Raw genomic sequence first — 25379 nt, forward strand, 5'->3', positions numbered from 1 at the left:
ATAAACAAATATATAGGATTTGAAAGTTATTTAAAACAATTTATTTTCATTGGCTTTTGGTACTAAACAAAAAGAGTGTTTAAATTCTTTACGAACTTAAACACTCTCAATTATGATATGAATAAATTTATTCCTTTTTTCTTCCGTCTATAATAGCCCCAGTTCCCGCACCTACACCTGCGCCTGCGATACCGCCAATTATAGCTCCTTGAACTTTTTTCTTACTAATGATTGCTCCTGTTGCAGCACCAACTCCTGCACCAATTACAGCACCTTTAGCGGTTCCGCTCCAACCTTTCTTTTTTGTTGTAGTGGTAGTTGTTGCAGCCGCTTGTTGATTGACAACAATAACCTCTTTTTGAGTTTCTATTTTGGCTTCTTCCATTTTAGCCATTTCAACTTGCATGGAATCAATAACTCTTTGTTTCTCCATTTCAACTTTCATGGAATCAACAGTAACCTGTTTTGCCTTTTGAATTTCCATTTTCCCTTGATTTTGACAAGAAACAACAACTGCGGCTATAAGTAAAAAATATAATGCTTTCATAATTTTAAATTTTATAATTTGTAATTATACAAAGGAACACCTAAACTGCGCAATAAACTTTATACAATTTAAACTATTCTTTATATAATTCTGCGTCTGACTTATTTTAGAATCCCAGATTTCAATATTTGTCCAAAGTGATACATATCTTCAAAAGAACAATACAATGGAACTGGTGCTAATCGAATAACATTGGGTTCACGCCAATCGGTAATCACACCATTTTTCATAAGATAATCAAATAAACTACGTCCTTCCCCATGAAGCAACACTGATAATTGTGACGCTCTTTCTGATGGATTTGACGGTGTTATAATTTCGAAAGTACTATCGACTTCTTTGTCTATTTCGTGCAGAATGAACTCTAAATACGAAGTAATTTTATCTCTTTTTTGAATTAAAGCGTCCATTCCTATTTCATCAAACATTTCTACTGAAGCCAAATAAGGTGCCAGAGAAAGTACCGGTAAATTACTGATTTGCCAACCATCAGCACCATGAACAGGATCAAAAGTTGGTTCCATCTTGAAACGACGTTCTTTATTATGTCCCCACCATCCTGCAAATCTTGGTAAATCGTTATTGTTATGATGTTTTTCGTGAACGAAACATCCTGAAGCATTTCCAGGTCCAGAATTCATGTATTTATAACTGCACCAAGCTGCAAAATCCACATTCCAATCGTGCAATTCCAATTTTACATTTCCTGCAGCGTGGGCTAAATCCCAACCTACTTTTGCACCAGCTTTATGACCAGCTTCAGTTATCGTTTTAATATCAAAAACTTGTCCTGTGTAATAGTTCACACCACCAATTAAAACCAAAGCCAACTCATCACCTACTTCTTCAATTTTAGCCAAAACATCTTCTAGGCGAATGTTATGTTCGCCTTCACGACGTTTGATTTCTACAATCGCATCTTCTGGCTTGTAACCATGAAAATGAACCTGACTTTGAAACATATATTGGTCCGAAGGAAATGCTTTTTCCTCACAAATAATTTTATATCTGGTTTTTGTAGGTCGGTAAAAGGAAACCATCAACAAATGAAGATTGACCGTTAACGTATTCATCACGGTAACTTCACTCGGCAAAGCACCCACAATTTTACTCAACGGATTTGCAAATCGTTCATGGTAATCCCACCATGGTTTTTTACTGTAAAAATGACCTTCGACAGCCAAATTCGCCCAGTCATTCATCACCTCATCTACATACGATTTAGTTCGTTTAGGCTGTAATCCTAGTGAGTTTCCTGTGAAATAAATTACCTTTTTTCCATTTACCTGCGGAAAAATAAATTCATCTTGGTATTTATGTAATTGATCTTGCGAATCAAGTTGTTTTGCAAATTCAAGGGTATTTTCGAATGTCATGATTTGTATTTTGTTTTGTAAAAGTAGTAAAAAAAGACAGATAGATAAAAGACTTTTAGTCGATTGACGACAGATAAAAAAGTTAAAATTCCGGGTGAGAAAAAATAATTCTTGAATACTATACGGAATTAAAAAACAACTCGTTATTTAACTATATTTGATTGAATTTAAATTTCTTAGCTATGCTTAAAAACAGTTTGAACGTTATTATTATTGCTGTCGCCGTGATAATTTCTTCGTATTTATTTTCGAATGCTTTTCAGAATCGAAATAAAAGTAATGACACCATAAGCGTGACCGGTTCCGGAAAAAAGGATTTCGTGTCGGATTTGATTGTTTGGAGCGGTTCTTTTTCTAAAAAAAGCATGACTTTGAAAGATGCCTACGCAGCATTGGATTCTGACAGAGAGAAAATAAAAAGCTATTTATCCGGCAAAGGAATTGCTCCGAATGAAATGGTATTTTCAGCAGTGAATTTCAATAAAGATTTTGAAACTACCTATAACGAAAACGGAACTACAAGACAGCAAATTTTCAGTGGATTCACCTTAACCCAAAGCGTGAGCATTCAATCTAAGGAAGTAAATAAAATTGAAGAATTATCACGACAATCAAGTGAGTTAATCAACTCGGGAGTGGAATTCTATTCTACTCCACCTGAATATTATTACACAAAACTTGCCGAGTTAAAAATAAAAATGATTGCCGAAGCTACAAAAGATGCGAGTATCAGAGCAAAAAGTATTGCTGAAAATGCAGATGCGAGTTTAGGAAATCTAAAAAAATCAGATATGGGTGTTTTTCAAATTACGGGTCAAAACTCATCTGAAGATTTTTCTTATGGAGGATCATTCAATACACAATCCAAAAACAAAACGGCTAACATTACGGTACGATTGGTGTATCAAGTGAATTAGGAATACAAATCATAAGTCATCCCGAAATTGTTTTGCGTGAGGGATGGAAGCGGCATCCTTTATTTTCTTTCTTTAAGAAAATAAAGATACAGCGTATAGCCCGACCCTTGGGGCACGCCCAAAAAAAAATCTCGCCATAACTGACGAGATTTTGCTATTTAGAATCTGATGTAATTCAGATTAGATGATTAACATCGCGTCACCGTAAGAATAGAATTTGTATTCTTTTTCGATTGCTTCTGCATACGCTTTTTTCATTAAATCATGGCCGCAAAATGCTGAAACCATCATTAATAAAGTAGATTTTGGTGTGTGGAAATTGGTAATCATACACGTTGGAATCGTAAATTCGTGAGGTGGAAATACAAATTTATTTGTCCAGCCATCAAAAGGATTTAATGTATTATGTGAAGATACAGAACTTTCTACAGCACGCATCGATGTTGTTCCTACAGTACAAATACGTTTCTTTTTAGCTTTGGCTTCATTCACAATATCACACGCTTCTTGAGTAATTTTTAATTCCTCAGAATCCATTTTATGTTTTGATAAATCCTCAACCTCAACTGGATTGAAAGTTCCCAAACCTACGTGAAGTGTTACTTCGGCAAATTTAATTCCTTTTATCTCTAGTTTTTTTAATAAATTTTTAGAGAAATGCAGACCGGCAGTTGGTGCTGCAACAGCTCCTTCTTCTTTAGCATAAATGGTTTGGTAACGTTCCGCATCTTCCGGAGTTACGTCTCTAGAAATGTATTTTGGAATTGGAGTTTCTCCAAGTTCCGTTAATTTATTTCTGAATTCTTCATAAGAACCGTCGTAAAGGAAACGCAATGTTCTTCCACGAGAAGTCGTATTGTCGATAACCTCAGCAACTAATGAGTCGTCATCTCCAAAATATAATTTGTTGCCAATTCTGATTTTACGTGCCGGATCAACCAAAACATCCCAAAGTCTTTGCTCAGAATTTAATTCTCTAAGTAAAAAAACTTCGATTCTTGCTCCTGTTTTTTCCTTGTTTCCATACAAACGTGCTGGAAAAACCTTGGTATTATTCAGAATTAAAACATCTCCGTCATCAAAATAATCGATAACATCTTTGAACATTTTATGTTCTATAGTTCCCTTTTTACGATCAATAACCATTAGACGAGCTTCGTCTCTGTTTTCAGCTGGATATTCGGCAAGAAGTTCTTTTGGTAAATCGAATTGAAAATGTGATAATTTCATTTGATAAAGTTATGAGTTATGGATTATGAGTTATGAGTTAAGCCTCAATAAATTATAATCGTTTGCAAATATACGATTGTGAGATAGGCGTTGTCAAGTGTTTTGCTGTTTATTTTCAAAAGTCCGTTGCCACAAAGGCGCAAGGGCACTATCTAAAATTTTATTTACTAAATCTCAGACACATTATATCCTAATTTTTTCATGTCTTCCCAAAAATCAGGATATGATTTAGAAACTACTTCGGCATTTTCGATGATTATTGGCACTTTTAAAGCTAATGGTGCAAATGCCATCGCCATTCTGTGATCGTTATAGGTAGCAATTTTGATATTATGATTGATTTCGTTTGAAGCCATAAGCGTCAAACTATCATTGGTAACTGAGATATTCGCACCTAATTTAGTTAACTCTATTCTAAGCGCTTCTAATCTATCGGTTTCTTTAATCTTCAAGGTATGCAGCCCTGTAAGATGACAACCAATTCCTAATCCTAGACAAGTAACTACAATAGTTTGGGCAATATCTGGTGTGTTGTTTAATTCGAAATTTACAGTTTGAGGTACGAAGTTGACATTTTTTGTAAGGGTCATTTTGTTTCCTTCAAATTGAGTTTCAACACCCATTTTTTTATAGATCTCAACCAAAGCAGAATCACCTTGCAAACTGGTTTCTTTATAACTGGTCAATGAAATAGTCGCATTTTCAGCTAAAGCAGCCAAACTAAAAAAGTAAGAAGCAGAACTCCAATCGGATTCTACGGTCATTACTTTTGATGCTACTTCTTGTTTTGGATAAACGGTAATTACATTTCCTATAAAACTGGTTTTGATATCCAAATCATTCAACAGAGCCAATGTCATTTTAATGTAAGGAACCGAAGTAATTTCACCTACCAAAGTTATTTCAATACCGTTTTCCAGTTTTGGCGCCACTAATAACAATGCCGATATGTATTGACTGCTCACATTTGCAGGAATAGTAACTTTAGAAGCTGTGATTTTTTGTCCTTTGATTCGAATAGGTGGATACCCTGCTTCTTTTTCGTAGGAGATTTTCGCACCCAATTGTTCCAAGGCTTCCACCAAAACTTTGATGGGGCGTTCCGTCATTCGCTGAGAGCCAGTCAACACTACTTCGCGACCTTCGTTTACTGCAAAATAAGCCGTTAGAAATCGCATGGCCGTTCCCGCATGATGAATATCTACTATTTCCTCGCTTCCTTTCAAGGCTTTTTGCATTACTTCACTATCATCAGAGTTGGATGTATTGGCTAAAGTAATATTTGGAAACAAGGCTTGTAACAATAATAGTCGGTTGGTTTCGCTTTTTGAACCGGTAATATTTAATTGTGAATTGTCAATTGTGAATTGTGAATTCGTACTTAATTTTAAATTCATTTTTGTAATTATGAGTTATGAATGATGAGTTATAGCTTTAGCTTTCTACTCAAATACTTTAGGTGCGCAATTTACCACTCCTCATTTATAATTCATAATTTATGATTCACAAATTATTTGAGTTTTTCGTTGTTTTTGTGACGGTCCTTATCTCGAATAGATTTTAAATCCATCTTTTTGTCGAACGCAGCCTGCAAATCGATTCCAGTTTGGTTTGCTAAACACAATACCACAAAAACCACATCGGCTAATTCTTCGCCTAAATCTTTGTTTTTATCGCTTTCTTTTTCGGATTGTTCTCCATAACGGCGGGCAATGATTCGGGCGACTTCGCCTACTTCCTCAGTAAGTTGTGCCATATTAGTCAATTCATTGAAATAACGAACACCGTGTTCTTTGATCCAAGTGTCAACGTCTAGTTGGGAATTTTTTAGGTTCATGATTTTTTTAATTGGGAGTTTAATTTTAAATTTTCAAAAAACCTAATTCATACACCATAGGTTGCAATTTCTCGCCCAATGCTTTATAGGCTTCTTCGAAAGGTTTGAAACTTACAGGAGCAAAATCGCCGCTTTCGTTTCGTTTCTTTAAAGCATTTCTTATTTGATACCAACCTACATCAGGACGATTTAATTTTAGTTCCTCTCTTACTGCTCGCACATCGGTATGTTCAAAATAGGATTTCCATAATCTTTTCCCTTCTGCTAAAACTTGTTTGGCTTCTTTGGACAGTTTTTTATCTTTTAGGTATTGTACCATAAAATCACTTTCAAATCTATCGGTTGCACCTACTTCTTCTTCTGTAAAAGGTATAAAATGATTTACTATTAACCATTTTTTATCGTTCCATTCTAAATCATTGGCACTAGCAGTAAGGTTGCTTCCGTTGAATAACATCCATATTAAACAATCGTTTTTAAACTCATCGGTTAACGGTTCGGTTGGAATTAAAAATTGGTCGCGGTCATTGAGCCAAGTTTGTTTTATTAATCTTCTTACTGAATAAACAATTGCAACTTGCCAAAGATTTTTAGGTATAATATACAAACCACCACCATTTCCTCCTGTAAAAATTGAAGACGAGATTAGTGTTTCTTGTCCAGCATGTTGCAAATCATTATTGCTTGCATAGAAAAAACCAACCATTCCATCACAAGACTTTTTTAATCTAGGATTGTTTGATATTGTTGTTGCGTTTGATAAAGGCAAAGCTAATTCATCGTTAGTATTTGGTTTTTCAATCCAAATATTAAGAAATATATTATTTGATAAATTGTAAAATTTTTTTGCTCCTATTGGTTTTGCCTTCTTATCAATTACATCAACACTAATTTCAGTAATTGATATTTTCTTTTTTTGATTTGTTTGCCAAACTAAAAATCCAATAGGAAAATCTCCTTTTAATCCATCAAAAGCTTTGCTATGTACCACAAATCCTCCTAAATATTTTGAATTCCATTCAATTCTGAATTTTTCGAAATTTGGAGCATTAACATATTTCATTTTACTAAACATTGCTATAGTCGCTGTTGGAATTTCTTTAGCAATCCTAACTAAGAACTGTACAAATAATTCTTTACTAGCATAACCCAATTCTTGGGTTTTCATCAAAGCATTTATTTTAGTTTGTTCAACTTCTTTTTTATTTTTATCTCCTTTTCCTATACCTGATCCTGTTTCTCCATAAGGTGGATTTATCAAAATCAAAATTTTTTTCCCTTCGGCTATGGCTTGTTTCAACCCTTTAGGAACTTTGTTGGTTAGGCTGTAATCTATTTTTCCGTCATCAGTAATATCATCATTTAGGTAATCGTATTGAAAACGTTGTGCTGCTACACAGGTTTTGGTGGCTTTCATTACATCTACATCAGCACTATCGAGCGTACTCATATAAATATTTCTTGGGTTAGAATGTTTTACTTCTAGATTTCCAACACCGCAACACATATCCCAAACTATATAGTTTTTTTGCCAATTGTTGCCTAATGTTTCGGCTAGTTTATCATAAGCTTTGTCCACAACATTCAATGGCGTGTAATAAGCACCTTTAAAACTGCGTTCGTCCAAAGGAATTAAACTGTCGCGTCGTTCTAAAAGGTAATTTCTATATTCAGCTTTTGGTGGTTTGTGGTAAATTGCCCAAAACTGTCGGTAACCTTCTTTATTGCCTAATTTATAAAATTTTCCGTCTAAAATAAAAACAGGCGAACCGTCTTTGTGCATTAATTCGGCTGGCAAATTATCGTGTGTAGAAACCGTGCCATCGTGCATAATATCTGCAAAAAATAATAAAGCAAAATCTTCGTCTTTTACGCCTTCAATTTCGCTTCCAATCATAGCAACCCATTTGTCAAAAACTTGTTTTAAGTTGTCAGGTGTAATGGCTGTGCGGATGATATCCCCTTTTTTGATGGCGTTTTTTACGGTATTGATAAACTCTTCTTCGTGGGTTTCTATCTTAAAAGAAACGAAGTGAGTGCCGATATGTGCCGAAATAGCGTCGAGCGCTTCTTGTGATGCAGAACTTGCAGATTTGCCCCAATTCTTAATTGTTTTTTTTGCAAGAAAAGGAATAACGTCTTCACTTTTCATAATCGCTGCTTTTTGTGTGTCGATTACACAAAGAAACGGCGGCATATACTCTCCTTTATTTAGTGCCTGTTGCACATAATAAATGAGTTGCGTAAACATGGCATAACTAGATAGTTTTGCGTTTTGCTTTGCTTCAAACCAAATTTCTTTCGTTTGAATGTCAACAAGGTTTTTTTGATATTCTTTTAATCCGAGTGCTTTTATATAAGCGTCTTTTACGTCTTCTTCACTAGTTGCTTTTTTCAATTTTTCGTAAAGGCTCATAAGTTTTTTATTTTTCTAGTCGATTAGTTCTTAAAACAAATGTAAAGAATTGGAACATAAAAAAACACCTTCAGTGAGGTGTTTCTTATAATTTAAATTGGTCTTTTCTAAATTTTCTAGGGAGTAATATGGAATTTGAAAAACATTGAATGATTTTCTCAAACTCACCTTCAATTAATTTTCCTTTAAATTCAATATCTTCAATTTGATAGGTTGAAAACAAATTCGTTTCTGTTTCATCAAAAACATGTTGGGCATATAAAAAGGTATCTAATTGAAATGAAAAACCATTATCCGTTACAGGAATATCTTTTGGAATATAATAACAACAAATACATTTTTCAGGAAAAGAAATACAACCGTGATTTTTTTCTATTGTGCTTGGTAACGATTCTACTTTTGTAGGTAAAATTGCAGCAATAAAACCATTTTCAATAGTTTTTAAAACCAAAAAGAATTTGTTTTTTGGAGGATTTCCGTTTTTAAAAATGTAATCTTTAAAGTAAAATAAATTTCCTTTTTCGAACATTTTTATCTTTGATTTAAAGAGGCTGTAAAATTAAGAAATTCTATATGCTCGTTATAGAAATCTAATTTATTTTGATCATGAGCAACCAATTCAGAAAAATCAATTTTATAATCGGTAGCATTTATTTCTTCATTCAACAAAGCTTCAAGAACTCCATTTCTTGTAGCTGTTGTGTACCAAAGTGAATTTTTTTGATGTGTAAAATCTACAAGATAATTGGTGTTTTTTCCTGAAAAAGTCGCGACGATTGAGTCTAAAATTGCAATATCAGAATCTGAAAACTCATCATCATTGAAACTATTTATAGGAGAAATATGAATTGAATTCTCAATAACTTCAGATTTAATGTAATCTTTTAAAAGTGAAGCCCCATCGTTAAACTCTATATATAAATCTTGACAAACAGGACCATATTTCCAAATTTCATATTGTAAATTAAACATCGGAAAACCTCTCTTTTTAACCGAGTGTTCATCCAAAATATAAACCAGTTTTAACAAACTTGTCTTTGGAAGAGAGCCCATATTTTCAATCAAATAAATTAAAGCATTGCCTAATTTATCAATTTGATTTCGAGAATATTTATTATTAGTTGTCATAATTAAAATGATTAATTAATGCATTCATTTTCAGAAACATAAATTTTAATCGGGGTGCAAAGATAATGCGATTTATTTTAGCATTAGAGTAAATATACAAATAATTGATTCAATTCCAGCAAAACTTAATCTCTATTTTTACTATCGATGATTATGGTAACAGGTCCATCATTTAATAAAAGTACTTTCATATCCCCACCAAAAACTCCGGTTTGTACTTTTTTACCAATTTCTTTCTCCATCTGAATTACAAAATTCTCGTACAATGGAATAGCAACTTCTGGTTTTGAGGCTTTTATATAAGAGGGACGATTTCCTTTTTTGGTAGAAGCATGCAATGTAAATTGACTTACAACAATTATATCGCCATCAATAGCTTTAATCGAAAGATTCATAACATCATTTTCATCCTCGAAAATGCGGATATTAGTAATCTTATTAACCAGCCAACTGCTGTCTTCTTGCGTATCGCTATCTTCAATTCCAACTAAAACCAACAACCCTTTTTGGATATCAGCTACAATTTTATTGTCAATGGTTACGGAAGCTGAGGAAACTCTTTGAATTACAACTTTCATTATTTTATATTCTATAAAAAACAGACACGATAAATCGCGCCTTTATTATTCCCTCGTTTTATCACTGATTATTCTATCTTCATTATGAATGTCGGTACGATAATTTTCATCATCCCCTTCCAGAATTTTAAGGTAACTTCTATAACGGGACCAGGCGATTTCGTCTTTTTCCAAAGCTGCTTTGATAGCACAATGCGGCTCGTCTTTATGCAAGCAATTATTGAACTTACATTGCTCCTTCAATTTGAAAAACTCAGGGAAATAACCACTGATTTCTTCTTTTTCCATATCCACAATTCCAAAACCTTTGATACCTGGCGTATCGATGATTCTGGCATTAAAAGACAAATCATACATTTCGGCAAAAGTCGTAGTATGCTGTCCTTGTTTACTAGCTTCAGAAATTGTTTTTGTTTTTAGATGTAAAGAAGGTTCCATTGCATTTACCAAAGTTGATTTCCCAACACCAGAATGTCCGGAGAACATACTCACTTTGCCAATCATCATTTCTTTCAACTCCTCAATTCCTTTCATTTCAGTCGAAGATACGCGCAAACATTTGTATCCAATTTCCTGATATACGTGCTGCATGTACAATTGTTCGTCTAAAGTGGCGTCATCAAAAGTATCGATTTTATTAAAAACCAATATCGTTTCAATTCCGTATGCTTCGGCAGTAACCAGAAAACGATCAATAAAATTAAAAGTAGTTGGCGGATTATTTATGGTAACCAACAAGAAAACGCGATCAATATTAGACGCAATAATATGCATCTGATGCGATAAATTCACAGATTTTCGAACAATATAATTCTTCCTGTCGTGAATTTTATGAATGGTTCCCGTAACGGTATCGGATGATTCTTCGAGTTCATAATCCACAACATCGCCCACAGCAATAGGATTGGTACTTTTGATTCCTTTAATTCGGAATTTCCCTTTCATACGGCATTCGATAAAATCACCTTGTTCGGATTTTACGGTGTACCAACTTCCTGTAGATTTGTATACGAGTCCTGTCATTGAGGATTTTTGATTGAAGATTAACGATTTCTGATTTCTAATTTAAAATCTAAGACTTTGCAAAGATAAAGGATTTATGGAGGATTTTTGATTGAAGATTAACGATTTCTGATTTCTGATTTTAGAAGACTCTAAAATAAACAGAAAATCCCAAAACTATAAGCCTTGGGATTTCTATAAAAATCTAAATTTTACGACTCCCGAAATCAGAAATCGTTAATCTACAATCTTAAATTATTTTATGCATTCAATACTTTTTCTTGGTGACCAATACTTTCTTGGTGAATCGCTTTGAACATTTTCAGTACAAACTCTTCAGTCAATCCTTTTTTCTCACCCTCTAAAATCATTTTTCCTAGAATTTCGTTCCAACGATTGTTTTGCAAAACAGCAACGTTAGCGTCTTTTTTCACCTGACCTATTTCGTCAGCCACTTTCATACGTTTTCCTAGTAAATCCAATAAGTTTTCATCCAAGATATCGATATTTGTTCTCAATTTTTTCATTTTTTGAGTAAACTCATCTGACATATCATCTACTTTTCTTACTTTCAAATCAATAAAAATTTGTTTCAAAGCGGTTGGAGTTACTTGTTGTGCAGCGTCACTCCAAGCATTGTCCGGGTCGTAATGTGTTTCTATAATCATACCGTCATAATTCAAATCTAATGCTTCTTGCGTTACTTCAAGAATCATGTTACGGTCACCTGTAATGTGTGAAGGGTCAATGATCAAAGGCAAATCAGGGAATTTGTTTTGCAATTCGATCGCAATTTGCCATTCTGGAATATTTCTGTATTTTGTTTTTTCGTAAGTAGAAAAACCTCTGTGAATTACCCCTAATTTTTCGATACCAGCATTGTACAAACGCTCAACGCCACCCAACCACAAAGACAAATCTGGATTTACCGGATTCTTAACCAATACGATTTTTTTAGTTCCTGCTAAAGCATCTGCGATTTCTTGCATTGCAAATGGGTTTACTGTCGTTCTGGCACCAATCCACAATACATCGATATCATATTCCAAAGCCAATTTTACGTGAGCAGCATTTGCCACTTCCGTTCCCATTAGCAATCCTGTTTGTTCTTTGGCCTTTTTCAACCACTTCAACCCTATTTCTCCTACTCCTTCAAATCCTCCCGGACGCGTTCTAGGTTTCCAAATTCCTGCTCTAAAAACACTTACATCTGAATCTTTCAATTCATGTGCAATTTTCAATACTTGTTCTTCTGTTTCAGCACTACAAGGTCCTGCAATCACAAATGGATGAGTCAAATTGAATTCATTCAACCAATTTCTCATTTCTTTCTTGTTTTCCATCTTTTCTAAATTTTTCCCCACCCCAGCTCCTCACCGAAGGGGAAGGAGCCATAAATGGATAATTGTTAATGTTTAATTATTTTATTATGTGTTGTTCTTTTTTTGAAACTGTTTTCTGAGACTGTGCCTGTCTACTGAAAACGGCTTACTTTTTTATATTAATTCCGTTTAATATTTCTTTTATTTTATTCACGCTTTGCATTTCATTATAAATTGCTTCGTAATCCTCCTTTTCTAATAATTCTTTAAATTTTGATAAATTCGAAATGTATTCATCCAATGTTTTTACAACCTGTTTCCTGTTTTGTTTAAAAATGGGCGTCCACATTGCTGGGGAACTTTTGGCCAAACGAACCGTACTTTCAAAACCGGAACCTGCCATATCAAAAATATCCTGTTCATCTTTCTCTTTATTGATTACCGTTTTTCCAAGCATAAAGGCACTGATATGCGATAAATGCGACACATAAGCAATGTGTTTGTCATGTGATTTTGGATCCATGTAACGGATTCTCATTCCCATTTCTTTAAACAAATCCAACGCTTTTTCCTGCAATTTGAATGTTGTTTTCTCGACTTCGCAAATAATATTCGTCTTCCCTTGAAACAATCCTTTTATCGCCGCCGAAGGTCCTGAAAATTCCGTTCCTGCAATAGGATGCGTGGCAATAAAATGCCGCCTTTTAGGATGGTTGGCAACCGCTTCGCAAATAGGTATTTTTGTTGAACCCACTTCAAAAACAATCGTAGTATCCCCAACAACATCCAATACTTTTGGCAAAACAATCAGCGCTACATCAACGGGAACTGAAACAATCACAAAATCCGCATCAACTAAATCATCAAATGTCGCAGCTTTATCAACAACTCCTAATGCTAAGGCTTCCGCCAAATGGCTTTCGTTGTTATCAATTCCATAAATTGTGGCTTCCGGATGCAACGTTTTAATGTCCAATACCATCGAACCGCCTATCAATCCTATTCCTATTACAAATACTTTCATCTCTTTATTTTTATACCTACAATGTTTTAAAAACCTTGCAGGAAAATCTGAAATCTAGAATCGTTAATCTAAAATCTATTTATAGCCTCTTGTACTTTTTCTTCTTTTACACAAAGTGCAAATCGTATGTATCCTTCTCCATTAGAACCAAAAATGGTCCCCGGCGTGATAAAAATTGATTTCTCATATAAAATTTCATCAATAAATTTCTCTGCTGATGTAATTCCGTCCGGCAATTTTGCCCAAACAAATAATCCAACTCCTTCTTTGTATACTGTACATCCTAATTTCTCCGCCAGTTGTTCGGTAAGAATTCTACGTTTTCTATAAATCGCATTCATCGATTCAAACCAAGTCTTGTCACTTTTCAAAGCTTCAATTGCTCCTTTTTGAATCCCGTAAAACATTCCGCTGTCCATGTTACTTTTTACTTTTAGTACGGCATCAATACAAGCTGCATTTCCTAAAACCATTCCAACTCTCCAACCTGCCATATTAAAAGTCTTACTCAAAGAATTTAATTCTAATGCCACCTCTTTTGCACCTTCCACTTGCAATAAACTCATCGGATTGTCATTCAACACAAAACTATACGGATTGTCGTTGACTAATAATATCTGATGTTTCTTGGCAAAAGCCACCAACTTTTCAAATAACTCTAAACTTCCTCTTGCTCCTGTTGGCATGTGCGGATAACCAATCCACATGATTTTCACTTTCGACAAATCAAGTTCTTCCAAAGCTTCAAAATCCGGTTCCCAGTTATTTACTGCTTTAAGATTGTAATAAACGGGTACTGCCCCAACAAGATTTGTCACTGAAGTGTAGGTAGGATAACCCGGATTTGGAATCAAAACCTGGTCGCCTTCATTCAAGAAAGCCAGTGAAATATGCATAATCCCTTCTTTGGAACCCATCAAAGGCAAAATCTCAGTATTCGGATTCAATGCTACCTGAAAGTTGTTCTGATAAAAATCAGCCATTCCATTTCTCAGTTCCGGTAACCCTTGGTAACTTTGGTACTGATGTGCATTTTCTTCTTGCATGGCCAGCACTACTGCATCAACAACCGTTTTTGAAGGCTGTAAATCAGGGCTTCCTATTCCCATATTGATAATGGGTTTCCCTTCAGATGCCAGTTGCCTTACTTCTCTTAACTTGGATGAAAAATAGTATTCTTCAATTATATCCAGACGTTTCGCTGTATTAATCATGGTTTTGTATTTTTATATTCGCCTAAAACTTTAAAATATTCTGCCATAATCGCTAATAATGCTTTGGCTTTGGCATAATCTTCATATTCTTCAAAAGTGACATCTACAAAAAAAGAATATTTCCACGGCGTTTCTATTTTTGGCAAGGATTGTATCTTGGTCAAATTCAATTTGCAATCACTCATAACATTCAGAACTGCTGCCAAACTGCCTCGTTTATGATCCAGTTCGAATTTAATAGAAGCCCTGTTAATTTCTTTTTCTGCCACAAATGAATTCTCTTTTTTCAGAATTACAAATCGAGTCATATTATTATTAATCGTTTGTATTTCGGGGAACAAAATTTCTAAATCATACAATTCCGAAGCTGTTTTACTCGCAATTGCCGCAATCCCTTTCAATTGTTTTTGGTGTATTCTTCGTGCTGTTTCGGCAGTATCTTTGTCCTCAACTAATTTTATGTTTGGGTATTTTTTTAGGAATTCCATACATTGTAATAAAGCCATAGGATGAGAATGTACTTCCTGAATATCTTCCATTTTTTGACCTCTTAGCGCCATTAAATTCTGATGAATATTCAAATAATGCTCTCCTATAATGTGCAAATTATTTTTATCGATCAAAGCGTAATTCGGTATTATCGGCCCTGCAATAGAGTTTTCTATCGCCATAACCGCCTGATCTGACTTCCCCGATAACAAGCTGTCAACCAACTCTTCAAACGACAAACATTCATCAACAGCTACATTCTGATTGAAATATTCTTGTGCCACCTGATGATGAAAAGAACCCGTTATGCCTTGTATTCCAATTATTTCATTCATTTTACAAACTTTTAAGCAAAAAAAAATCCCGATTTGCATCGGGATTGTATATTTATATTATCAATTTAATTTTATAATTAAATAACCATACAACAATCCCTTTCAACTTTCCAGAAGAAATAATAAGAGTTGCTAAAATAAAATCGGTTATTCAACATGATGTTGTTTTTTGTATTAATTTCTATGCAAATGTAGAACATATTTTAACCCAACCAAAAAAAACATTTGATTATATGTAACAAAAAAAGAATTCTTTGTTAAAACTACTTTTTATTACAAAATACCTAAAAAAGAGACTTCTAACTTGCCACTTATTACCGATTTCTAAATGCTTTTTTCAACTAATTCTAACTCAAAAAGCATTTAAGTGGTTAAATTTGCCGAAAGCCATTTTTTTCCCTCCGCAATTCGGGTCACTACCATTGCCGAAACCAAATCTCCATTCGCATTCAATAATGTTGCCATAGGATCCACTAAGGTTCCCACAATCATCGCTGCTGGCAACGCTTGTTCCATAGGAAATCCATAAACGGTTATCGCCAGAATTTCTCCTATATAACCTCCGTTTGGAATTCCACCCTCGACTACCGAAACAATTACAGTAATTCCTAAAGCCATCAGTAAGGTCTCAGGATCCGTAAAATCTTTACCAAACATGGCAAAAATAACCGCAATTTTTATAATGGACGACATACTCGAACCATCTTTATGCAAAGGTGCACCGAGTGGAATAACTACATTCCTGATATGACTCGGGATATTCATTTTTTCTGCTCCTTCCAAATTGGCAGGAATTGTCGCAATGCTGCTGCAGGTTCCCAATGCCGTTAATGAAGGCGTAATATTATTTTTCCAAAATACTTTAAATCCTAATTTTCCTCCAGCTATAAAAGCGTACAAACTAAAAAATACGACAAAGTAAAAAGCGCAAACTGCATAATAAAGTCCCAACGGTTTTGCATAAGCGCCAAATAATTGCGGTCCAAAAATTCCAACTTGATACGCAAAATAAGCACCCAAACCTATTGGAGCTGTTTTCATGATTATGTGTAGCAATTGCTTCATCACTTCATTTCCTGAATTTAGGAACCTACTGAAATCTTTCCCTTTTTCACCCGAATGCAAACTGGAGAATCCTATTAAAAAAGAAAATATAATGAGCGCCAACATATTTTTACGAGACAAAAGTTCAAAGAAGTCACTTGCGGTAAGCAACTGGGTAATTTGTGAACCCGCAGAACTTTCCTGAATGCTTTCTAATGGAATTTTAGAAATGATAATATCTTGCTGAATGGGAAATAACAATACCCCAACAATCATCAAAATGGCTGAAATCAATACTGTACTTAAAAATACGCCAATGACAATTACAAACAATTTACCGAGTTTCTCTGATTTTTCTAAATTGGCAATCGAAGATGCAATCGTAAAAAAGATCAATGGAATGATTGCTGTGAACAATAAATTCAGAAATATATCGCCCAAAGGCTTAATTACTTCTACTTCTTTTCCAAAAACTAAACCCAATATACTTCCTGCCAGAATACCGCCAAGTAGCAATAAAATGCTTTTGTAGTTTTTCAAGAAACTGCTCGATTGTGTATTTTTCAAATTCATTTCTATATAGTTTATGGTAAATATATAAATCTAATGCAGAATATCATCTCGTTTTGTAAAACTTTGATAAAGGACTTTTTAGTTATTGGGCTACAAAAAACAATAAATCAAGAACAATTCTGTTTACTTTTGCAACAAAATATATTCCATGTCAATAGAAGTAAATAATATATCCAAAAGCTACGGTGCCCAAAAAGCACTGGATAACATTTCATTTTCCATTAATAAAGGAGAAATCGTTGGCTTTTTAGGTCCAAATGGAGCCGGGAAATCGACTTTAATGAAAATATTGACAACTTATATCAATGCCGATGAAGGATCAGCATTGGTAAACGGACACGATGTAAACACTCAACAAAAAGCCGTGCAACTTTCCATTGGCTATTTGCCGGAACACAATCCGTTGTATTTGGATTTGTATGTGAGAGAATATTTGGCTTTTAATGCCGATGTCTATAAAGTATCCAAATCCCGTATCGAAGAAGTAATTCAACTGACCGGCTTAAGTTCCGAAAGTCATAAAAAAATTGGGCAATTATCCAAAGGATACCGTCAACGCGTAGGTCTGGCCAATGCTTTATTACACAACCCAGACGTTTTAATTCTTGACGAACCAACAACTGGTTTAGACCCAAACCAATTAATGGAAATTCGCAATGTTATTAAAAACGTAGGAAAAGACAAAACCGTTTTTCTATCTACGCACATTATGCAGGAAGTCGAAGCCATTTGTGACCGCGTTATCATCATCAATAATGGTAAAATTGTGGCCGACAAAAAACTAGACAATTTGATTTCTGAAAATAAGGAGCAAGTTATCGAAGTAGAATTTGATTATAAAATCGAAGAACAAGCCATTGCTAAAATCGAAAATCTTACTTCTTATAAAAATACGCACGACATGATTTGGGAATTGACTTTCAAAGCGGATAAAGACATGCGTCCAGCCGTTTTTGATTTTGCAACAGCAAATGGTTTGAAAACATTGCAACTGAATCAGAAGAATAAAAATTTGGAAGCGGTTTTTAGAGAGATTACGAAGTAGTTTCCAACTAAAAAAAGCTCGTTTAAAATGAATTTAAACGAGCTTTTTTTATGAAATACGATTGGAAATTAAAAAACCTTACTTGCGATTTGTCTAATATTCTCTGATTTTCCCATTGAATAATAATGCAAAACGGGAACACCAGCAGCTTTAAGCTCCAGCGATTGTTGAATTGCCCATTCAATTCCAACTTGTCTGATATCTGCATTGGTTTTGCATTGATCTACGGCGTGAATCAAATCTTCTGGCAAATCGATACGGAAAATTTGTGGTAATATTTGCAAATGCCTTTGTACGGCAATAGGTTTAATCCCTGGAATAATAGGAACCGTGATTCCCATTTCTCTAGCTTTGGCAACAAATTCAAAGTATTTTGCATTGTCAAAAAACATTTGAGTTACCACATAATCAGCACCAGCATCTACTTTTTCTTTCAATCTTTTTAAATCGGATTGCAATGAAGGAGATTCCAAATGTTTCTCAGGATAACCTGCAACTCCAATACAAAAATCGGCTTTGTTATCTACATCCATTACTTCATGCAGGTATTTTCCATTATTCAATTGATAGATTTGTTTCACCAAATCGACTGCAAAATCGTTCCCTCCTTGTTTCGGAATAAAATATTGTTCATCCTTCATGGCATCACCACGCAAGGCCATCACATTATCAATTCCCAGATAATGACAATCGACTAATAGATACTCGGTTTCTTCTTTGGTAAACCCTCCGCAAAGTACGTGCGGAATGGTGTCTACATTGTATTTGTGTTTTATGGACGCACAGATACCAAGTGTTCCCGGACGCATTCTGGTTAGTTTTTTATCCAATAAACCATTGCCTTTATCTACGTAAATATACTCTTCGCGAGAAGTGGTTACATCTATAAAAGGAGGTTTGAACTCCATCAACGGATCAATATTGTCGTATAATTCCTGAATACTTTTTCCTTTTTGTGGTGGAATAATTTCAAATGAGAATAATGTTTTCTCTTTTGCGTCTTCTATATGTTGTGTTACCTTCATTGTAAAATTATGAATTATAAATTATGAGTCATGAGTTGAGAAATCTGAAATCAACATTCGTTAATCAACAATCATAAATCAATTAATCTGCTATATTTGGGTTCAACCATTTCATGGCTACTTCTGTCGAAACACTTCTTCGTTTGGCGTAATCGATGACTTGGTCTTCTTTTATTTTCCCAAGACCAAAATACTTACTTTCTGGATTTCCAAAATAATAACCCGAAACCGAAGAAGCGGGCCACATCGCCATACTTTCCGTTAAGGTCACTCCAATTTCTTGTTCTACATTCAGTAATTTCCAAATGGTAGGTTTTTCTAAATGGTCTGGACAAGCTGGATAACCCGGTGCCGGACGAATTCCTTTGTACTCTTCGGCAATCATTGCCTCGGTACTCATATTTTCATCTGACGAATATCCCCAAATTTCTTTACGGATTTTCTCGTGTAAATATTCGGCGAAAGCTTCTGCAAAACGATCCGCCAATGCTTTGACCATAATCGAATTGTAATCGTCTAAATCTCTTTCGAATTCAGCCGCCCATTCATCAACACCAAAACCGGTAGTTACACAAAACGCACCCATATAATCGGTTTTACCGCTGTCTTTCGGAGCAATAAAATCAGACAAGGCAATATTTGGAGCTCCTTTCGTTTTTTGTGATTGCTGACGCAACGTCAAGAATTTCTCTAATACTTTTCCGCTTTCGTCACTTAATTCGATATCATCATCATTGACTTGATTCGCTGGAAAAATCCCGTAAATCCCTTTGGCAGTTAACTTCTTTTCTCTCAAAATCACTTCTAACATTTCTTGCGCATCTGCAAAAACTGACGTTGCTTGTTCTCCTACTACCTCATCCGTTAAAATAGCCGGGTATTTTCCGAACAATTCCCATGTTCTAAAAAATGGGGTCCAGTCAATATACGGAACCAAAACATCCAAATCGACTTCGATGGTTTGTTCTCCAATTATATTTGGTTTTACAGGAGTAAAATTCTCCCAATCCAATTGCAATTTATTTTTACGAGCTTGCTCAATGGTCAAGAAATTTTTGTCGCGCGAACGGTTCAAAAACGTCTCTCTAAACGCATCGTATTCTGCTCGAATGTCGCTTGCGTATATTTTTTTATCCTTGTTCAATAAACTTCCAGCAACCGTTACGGCTCTCGAAGCATCATTAACGTGAATAACCGTTTCTCTATATTGTGGCGCAATTTTAACGGCTGTATGTGCACGCGAAGTCGTTGCTCCTCCAATCATGATTGGGATTTTAAGTCCTCTTTTATCCAATTCCTTGGCGAGATAAACCATTTCGTCTAGTGACGGCGTGATCAATCCGCTCAACCCAATAATATCTACGTTGTGTTCTATGGCCGCTGCAATAATTTTTTCGGGAGGCACCATTACGCCCAAATCTACAATCTCATAATTATTACACGCCAATACTACCGAAACAATATTTTTACCAATATCGTGTACATCGCCTTTTACGGTTGCCATCAGGATTTTTCCATTTCCTTGCTTGTCACCTGCTTGTTTGCTAGCTTCTATGTAAGGCAACAAATAGGCTACGGCTTTTTTCATAACTCGTGCTGATTTTACTACTTGTGGCAAAAACATTTTACCGGAACCAAATAAATCACCCACAACATTCATTCCTGTCATTAAGTTGATTTCGATAACTTCGATGGGTTTTGTGGCTGCCAATCGAGCTTCTTCAACATCTAGTTCTATAAAGGCATCAACACCTTTTACAAGGGAATGCGTAATTCGTTCTTGAACGGTACCCGAACGCCATTCTTGAACCGCTTTTTCATTGCTCTTTACATCTCCTTTTACATTTTCTGCAAAGTCCAATAATCTTTCCGTGGCATCATCACGACGGTTTAGAATTACATCTTCAACATGTTCTAATAGATCTTTTGGAATTTCGTCATAAATAGAAAGCATTTCCGGATTCACGATACCCATAGTCATACCATGTTGAATCGCATGATATAAAAACACCGAGTGCATCGCTTCCCGTACCGTGTCATTTCCTCTAAACGAAAACGAAACATTACTTACACCTCCACTAATATGTGCATGCGGAAGATTTTCCCTAACCCATTTAGTCCCTCTAAAGAAATCTAATGCATTCAGGCGGTGTTCTTCCATTCCTGTCGCAACTGGAAATATATTCAAATCGAAAATAATATCCTGCGGTGGAAAACCAACTTTATTCACCAAAATATCATACGACCGTTGGCAAATTTCTACCCGGCGTTCGTAATTATCAGCTTGTCCCGTTTCATCAAAAGCCATAATAATTGCCGCAGCACCATAGCGCTTAATCAATTTGGCGTGATGAATAAATTGTTCTTCGCCTTCCTTCAAAGAAATTGAGTTTACGACACTCTTTCCTTGCACTACTTTTAGACCCGCTTCGATAATATCCCATTTCGAGCTATCAATCATGATGGGAACTCTGGAAATATCTGGTTCTGCGGCAATTAAATTTAGGAATTTTGTCATGGCATATTCGCCATCCAGCATTCCTTCATCCATATTAATATCGATAATTTGTGCGCCACCTTCCACTTGCTCTTTAGCTATGCTGAGTGCTTCTTCGTATTTTTCTTCCTTGATTAATCGAAGGAATTTTCTAGAACCTGTTACATTCGTTCGTTCGCCAATGTTAACGAAAACGCTGTTAGGCGTAATTATTAAAGGTTCTAATCCCGATAATACAAGGTTTCTTCTTTTCTCTGCGTGTGCCATTTTTGTTTTATTTTTACCGCTAATTCACTAATTTTTTTTCAAAAACAAACGTTCCATTCGTGAATTATTGGTTATAATTTAGACGCGATACATCTCGTCTTTACTACATTGTTGCTGTTGATACTCTAGGTTTATACTCCTTTGCTATATCAGCAATCAACTTGATATGTTCTGGTGTTGTTCCGCAACAACCGCCTATGATATTTACTAAATTATCGTCTAAATATTCTTTGATAAAGGCCTGCATTTGCTCCGGCGTTTCATCATACTCTCCAAATGCGTTGGGCAATCCTGCATTAGGATGTGCCGATACATTGAATGACGTATTATGCGCCAAGGTTTGTAGGTACGGTTTCAACAAATCGGCTCCCAAAGCACAATTAAACCCTACGCTCAACAACGGAATGTGCGAAACCGAAACCAAAAAAGCTTCTACAGTTTGACCCGAAAGTGTTCTCCCTGACGCATCCGTAATCGTTCCAGAAACCATGATTGGAATATCGATATTGCGTTCGTCTTTGACTTCTTCTATCGCGAAAAGGGCAGCTTTGGCGTTTAAAGTGTCGAAAATAGTTTCGACCAATAATAAATCACAGCCACCATCCATTAAAGCTTCCACTTGTTGTTTGTAAGCAATTCGTAAATCATCGAAAGTTACGGCTCGGTAACCTGGATCGTTTACGTCTGGTGACATGCTCGCCGTTCTGTTTGTTGGGCCTATTGAACCTGCCACAAAACGAGGCTTGTCTGGATTTTTTGCTGTAAATTCATCGGCTACTTCACGGGCAATTCTTGCCGATTCGTAGTTGAGTTCGTAAACATATTCTTCCAGATAATAATCGGCCATACCGATGGTGGTTCCAGAAAAAGTATTGGTTTCAACGATATCTGCTCCCGCTTCAAAATAGGCGGCGTGAACCGCTTTGATGGCTTGCGGTTGCGTGAGTGACAATAAATCGTTATTCCCTTTTAAGGAATGCGGAAAATCTTTGAAACGCTCTCCTCGAAAATCTTCTTCGGAGAAATTGTAACGCTGTAACATGGTTCCCATTGCTCCATCGAGAATGAGTATGTTTTTTTTGATGGCTTCTTGAATACTTGACATTTTTATTTTTTTAATTGTTGTGTTCTAATGGTTAAAATAAAACCAAAAAATCACAAATTTTTCCTCTTTAGTCCCGATTACTTCACATTGCTTCCATTTTTCATAGGAGTTCAGTGAACTACGTTTGAAGTGGAAATCCTTTTTGTTTTTTTTCTTTAAAAAACAAAAAGATTGCAACGTAAAGCGGGAACTCTATTGGCAAAAATGCGCCAATTGTTCGCTCTAAAAAAAATATCGATATGTTGTCAAGAAAAGGTTTGAGAAATACTAAGTGAGTATTCGTGTGTTATCTATCTTAGATACTGAAACTGGTTCTGTATAAAGTAGAATGTAGCACCTTCTTTAAAGATAAAGGGTTGCTAAGGTTTCATTGGGTCTTTCCCTCCGCCTTTCGTGATAACTTTCAATAAATATATGAACAGTGCAAAGTAAAGACATAGCGCTAATACTTGCAAGTATTAGCGCTATTTTTTTTGAAAAAGGATTTTCGAATGATGATTAACGATTTTTGATTTCAGATTTATGTGACATCCTAAATTCTAAAAATCAATTTTATCGACAAATAAAATAGTTCGTCTTTTTTTAAAATTCTGCAATCAAAAATCGTTAATCTACAATCCTAAATTATTAAACTATGGCTTTGACCACGGCTTTAGGAGCTTCTTTACGAGTTCCGTCAAATCCGTCAACACCAGAAACTGTAGTGTATTTCAATACATATTTCTTACCCGGGTTGATGATTTGGTACGCCGCTTGACACATTAAAGTCGCTTCGTGGAATCCACAAAGAATCAATTTTAATTTTCCTGGATATGTATTTACATCACCAATGGCGAAAATTCCCGGAATATTCGTTTGATAATCCAAAGCATTATTTACTTTGATGGCATTTTTTTCAATGTCCAATCCCCAGTCTCCGATAGGCCCTAATTTTGGTGTTAATCCAAAAAGCGGTATAAAATAGTCTGTAGGGATGGTTCTGTGCGCTCCATTTTCCTCAATGTCTATTGATTCTAAATGCTCCGCTCCATTCAGACCAACTACTTCTGCCGGTGTGATCATTCTTATTTTTCCTGAATTTTTCAATTCCTGTACTTTTTCTACAGAATCTAAAGCGCCTCTAAATTCATTTCTTCTGTGAATCAAAGTCACTTCGGAAGCAATATTCGACAAGAAAATACTCCAGTCTAAAGCAGAATCACCACCTCCGGCAATTACCACTCTTTTGTCTCTGAATTTCTCCGGATTTTTGATAAAGTATTTGATTCCTTTGTCTTCGTAAAATTCAATGTCTTCGATCAATGGTTTTCTTGGTTCAAAACTTCCCAAACCACCAGCAATCGCAACAACCGAAGCATGAAATCTTTTCCCTTTATTTGAGGTTACAATAAAACTTCCGTCTTCTTGTTTTTCAATGGTTTCGGCACGTTCTCCCAGCGTGAATCCCGGTTCAAACTGCTTGATTTGTTCCATTAAATTATCAACCAAATCTCCGGCTAATACTTCCGGAAATCCCGGAATATCATAGATTGGTTTTTTTGGATATAATTCAGATAATTGCCCGCCAGCTTGAGGCAAGGCATCTAAAATATGACATTTCAGTTTTAATAATCCAGCTTCAAAAACTGCAAATAAACCTGTTGGTCCGGCTCCTATAATTAATATGTCTGTTTTAACCATTTTTTTATTCTTTATATGTGTAATTATGCTAAACTATTTTACTGCAAATTAACGATAGATTTTTACTGCTTTAAATGATAAATATCATTCGTTATTTTGCGATGCTTTTATTCTCTATTTTTTAATGCTTCGGTAATTTCATTCATTTTCTGTACTTTTTCTTCGAAATTTCCTTTCAGCGTTTTTCGATATTCGTTTAGGTTTTCGACCATTTTATTAATATCATCCGGGATTATTTCTTCGAAAAATTCTCGCAATCTTTTGGCTGTTGTCGGTGATTTTCCGTTTGTTGAAATCGCAATTTTCACATTTCCTTTGGTTACAATTCCACCCAAATAATAATCACATAAATCTGGTGTATCGGCAATATTACAAATCAAGTGTCTTTTTCGAGACAAATCAAATACTCGTTTATTCACTTTCAAATCATCGGTACAAGCAATAACCATATGCCGTTTCTTCAACATTTTTTTCTTGAACTTGGCTTTAGTCAATTTCACCGAAGGATGTTTTTCGACCAACTCTTCCAGTTCTGGCAAAAACTTTGGCGCCACCACCTCAACATTTGCATTTGGACTGGATTTTAACATAAATGATAGCTTTTCCAAACCCACATTTCCTCCTCCTACAATAAGTACATTGAGGTTGTGCAGTTTTAAAAAAATAGGATATAATTCATTTCTTTCCATAATCCTCTACTCAGCCTCACCAAAGGAAAGGAATCCGAG

22 protein-coding genes and 1 riboswitch are annotated in these 25379 nt (G+C 35.2%); of the genes, 2 read left to right on the forward strand and 20 right to left on the reverse strand.

Annotated features, from left to right (window positions below; genetic code table 11):
* Nucleotides 1-127 precede the first annotated feature (127 nt).
* Both E0I61_RS00085 and kynU read right to left on the reverse strand, forming a co-directional pair.
* Nucleotides 128-547 carry a YMGG-like glycine zipper-containing protein gene (locus E0I61_RS00085; protein WP_132068624.1) on the reverse strand — a complete coding sequence of 140 codons (420 nt, stop codon included), beginning with the start codon at nt 545-547 and terminating at the stop codon, nt 128-130.
* A gap of 101 nt (nt 548-648) precedes the next feature.
* Nucleotides 649-1923 (reverse strand): kynureninase, encoded by a 1275-nt coding sequence (gene kynU / locus E0I61_RS00090; RefSeq protein WP_132068626.1) that lies wholly within the window; start codon nt 1921-1923, stop codon nt 649-651.
* A gap of 182 nt (nt 1924-2105) precedes the next feature.
* Between kynU and E0I61_RS00095 the strand changes: the two genes are divergently transcribed.
* A complete protein-coding gene (locus tag E0I61_RS00095) occupies nt 2106-2840 on the forward strand; it encodes an SIMPL domain-containing protein (protein WP_132068628.1) in 735 nt (244 codons plus the stop codon).
* Nucleotides 2841-3020: 180 nt separating this feature from the next.
* Here E0I61_RS00095 and queA read toward each other — a convergent pair whose 3' ends face one another.
* The 13 genes from queA to E0I61_RS00160 all read right to left on the reverse strand — a co-directional run bounded on the left by queA (nt 3021) and on the right by E0I61_RS00160 (nt 17032).
* Entirely contained in the window at nt 3021-4070 is a 1050-nt protein-coding gene (queA, locus tag E0I61_RS00100; protein WP_131991539.1) for a tRNA preQ1(34) S-adenosylmethionine ribosyltransferase-isomerase QueA, read from the reverse strand.
* A 167-nt stretch (nt 4071-4237) separates the two neighbouring features.
* Nucleotides 4238-5467, reverse strand: coding sequence for a 3-phosphoshikimate 1-carboxyvinyltransferase (aroA, locus tag E0I61_RS00105; protein WP_132068630.1), 1230 nt, complete (start codon nt 5465-5467; stop codon nt 4238-4240).
* Between the two features lie 113 nt (nt 5468-5580).
* Nucleotides 5581-5907, reverse strand: a complete 327-nt coding sequence (locus tag E0I61_RS00110; protein ID WP_035668323.1) for a nucleotide pyrophosphohydrolase — start codon at nt 5905-5907, stop codon at nt 5581-5583.
* Nucleotides 5908-5932: 25 nt separating this feature from the next.
* Complete coding sequence (locus E0I61_RS00115) at nt 5933-8323, reverse strand: hypothetical protein (protein ID WP_132068631.1); 2391 nt, start codon at nt 8321-8323, stop codon at nt 5933-5935.
* A gap of 85 nt (nt 8324-8408) precedes the next feature.
* Complete coding sequence (locus E0I61_RS00120; RefSeq protein WP_132068633.1) at nt 8409-8852, reverse strand: hypothetical protein; 444 nt, start codon at nt 8850-8852, stop codon at nt 8409-8411.
* A gap of 2 nt (nt 8853-8854) precedes the next feature.
* A complete protein-coding gene (locus E0I61_RS00125) occupies nt 8855-9451 on the reverse strand; it encodes a Panacea domain-containing protein (protein ID WP_132068635.1) in 597 nt (198 codons plus the stop codon).
* Between the two features lie 125 nt (nt 9452-9576).
* The gene (dtd, locus tag E0I61_RS00130) at nt 9577-10029 is read right to left on the reverse strand and encodes a D-aminoacyl-tRNA deacylase (RefSeq protein ID WP_132068639.1); all 453 of its coding nucleotides are present in this window, start codon (nt 10027-10029) and stop codon (nt 9577-9579) included.
* 45 nt (nt 10030-10074) lie between these two features.
* Nucleotides 10075-11052: a ribosome small subunit-dependent GTPase A gene (rsgA, locus tag E0I61_RS00135; protein WP_131991527.1), complete on the reverse strand. Its 978-nt coding sequence runs from the start codon at nt 11050-11052 to the stop codon at nt 10075-10077.
* A 239-nt stretch (nt 11053-11291) separates the two neighbouring features.
* The gene (locus E0I61_RS00140; RefSeq protein WP_131991525.1) at nt 11292-12374 is read right to left on the reverse strand and encodes a bifunctional 3-deoxy-7-phosphoheptulonate synthase/chorismate mutase type II; all 1083 of its coding nucleotides are present in this window, start codon (nt 12372-12374) and stop codon (nt 11292-11294) included.
* Nucleotides 12375-12519: 145 nt separating this feature from the next.
* Nucleotides 12520-13377, reverse strand: a complete 858-nt coding sequence (locus E0I61_RS00145; protein WP_131991523.1) for a prephenate dehydrogenase — start codon at nt 13375-13377, stop codon at nt 12520-12522.
* 68 nt (nt 13378-13445) lie between these two features.
* The gene (locus tag E0I61_RS00150) at nt 13446-14591 is read right to left on the reverse strand and encodes an aminotransferase class I/II-fold pyridoxal phosphate-dependent enzyme (RefSeq protein ID WP_132068641.1); all 1146 of its coding nucleotides are present in this window, start codon (nt 14589-14591) and stop codon (nt 13446-13448) included.
* Nucleotides 14588-15415: a prephenate dehydratase gene (locus E0I61_RS00155; RefSeq protein WP_131991519.1), complete on the reverse strand. Its 828-nt coding sequence runs from the start codon at nt 15413-15415 to the stop codon at nt 14588-14590. Before E0I61_RS00155 ends, E0I61_RS00150 begins: the two co-directional genes overlap by 4 nt.
* Before the next feature lie 363 nt (nt 15416-15778).
* A complete protein-coding gene (locus tag E0I61_RS00160; RefSeq protein ID WP_132068643.1) occupies nt 15779-17032 on the reverse strand; it encodes a dicarboxylate/amino acid:cation symporter in 1254 nt (417 codons plus the stop codon).
* Between the two features lie 148 nt (nt 17033-17180).
* Between E0I61_RS00160 and gldA the strand changes: the two genes are divergently transcribed.
* Nucleotides 17181-18077 carry a gliding motility-associated ABC transporter ATP-binding subunit GldA gene (gene gldA / locus E0I61_RS00165; protein ID WP_131991515.1) on the forward strand — a complete coding sequence of 299 codons (897 nt, stop codon included), beginning with the start codon at nt 17181-17183 and terminating at the stop codon, nt 18075-18077.
* Nucleotides 18078-18145: 68 nt separating this feature from the next.
* Here gldA and metF read toward each other — a convergent pair whose 3' ends face one another.
* The 5 genes from metF to E0I61_RS00190 all read right to left on the reverse strand — a co-directional run bounded on the left by metF (nt 18146) and on the right by E0I61_RS00190 (nt 25340).
* Complete coding sequence (gene metF / locus E0I61_RS00170) at nt 18146-19102, reverse strand: methylenetetrahydrofolate reductase [NAD(P)H] (RefSeq protein WP_132068645.1); 957 nt, start codon at nt 19100-19102, stop codon at nt 18146-18148.
* A gap of 82 nt (nt 19103-19184) precedes the next feature.
* Nucleotides 19185-21866 (reverse strand): methionine synthase, encoded by a 2682-nt coding sequence (metH, locus tag E0I61_RS00175; RefSeq protein ID WP_132068647.1) that lies wholly within the window; start codon nt 21864-21866, stop codon nt 19185-19187.
* Nucleotides 21867-21969: 103 nt separating this feature from the next.
* Nucleotides 21970-22971: a homocysteine S-methyltransferase family protein gene (locus E0I61_RS00180; RefSeq protein ID WP_131991509.1), complete on the reverse strand. Its 1002-nt coding sequence runs from the start codon at nt 22969-22971 to the stop codon at nt 21970-21972.
* A gap of 283 nt (nt 22972-23254) precedes the next feature.
* A riboswitch (SAM riboswitch) is annotated at nt 23255-23374 on the reverse strand.
* A gap of 224 nt (nt 23375-23598) precedes the next feature.
* Nucleotides 23599-24651, reverse strand: a complete 1053-nt coding sequence (locus E0I61_RS00185; RefSeq protein WP_131991507.1) for an NAD(P)/FAD-dependent oxidoreductase — start codon at nt 24649-24651, stop codon at nt 23599-23601.
* Nucleotides 24652-24758: 107 nt separating this feature from the next.
* Nucleotides 24759-25340: a precorrin-2 dehydrogenase/sirohydrochlorin ferrochelatase family protein gene (locus tag E0I61_RS00190; protein ID WP_132068649.1), complete on the reverse strand. Its 582-nt coding sequence runs from the start codon at nt 25338-25340 to the stop codon at nt 24759-24761.
* Between the last annotated feature and the right edge of the window lie 39 nt (nt 25341-25379).

Source organism: Flavobacterium ranwuense, assembly GCF_004349315.1.
Classification (GTDB): Bacteria; Bacteroidota; Bacteroidia; order Flavobacteriales; family Flavobacteriaceae; genus Flavobacterium; species Flavobacterium ranwuense.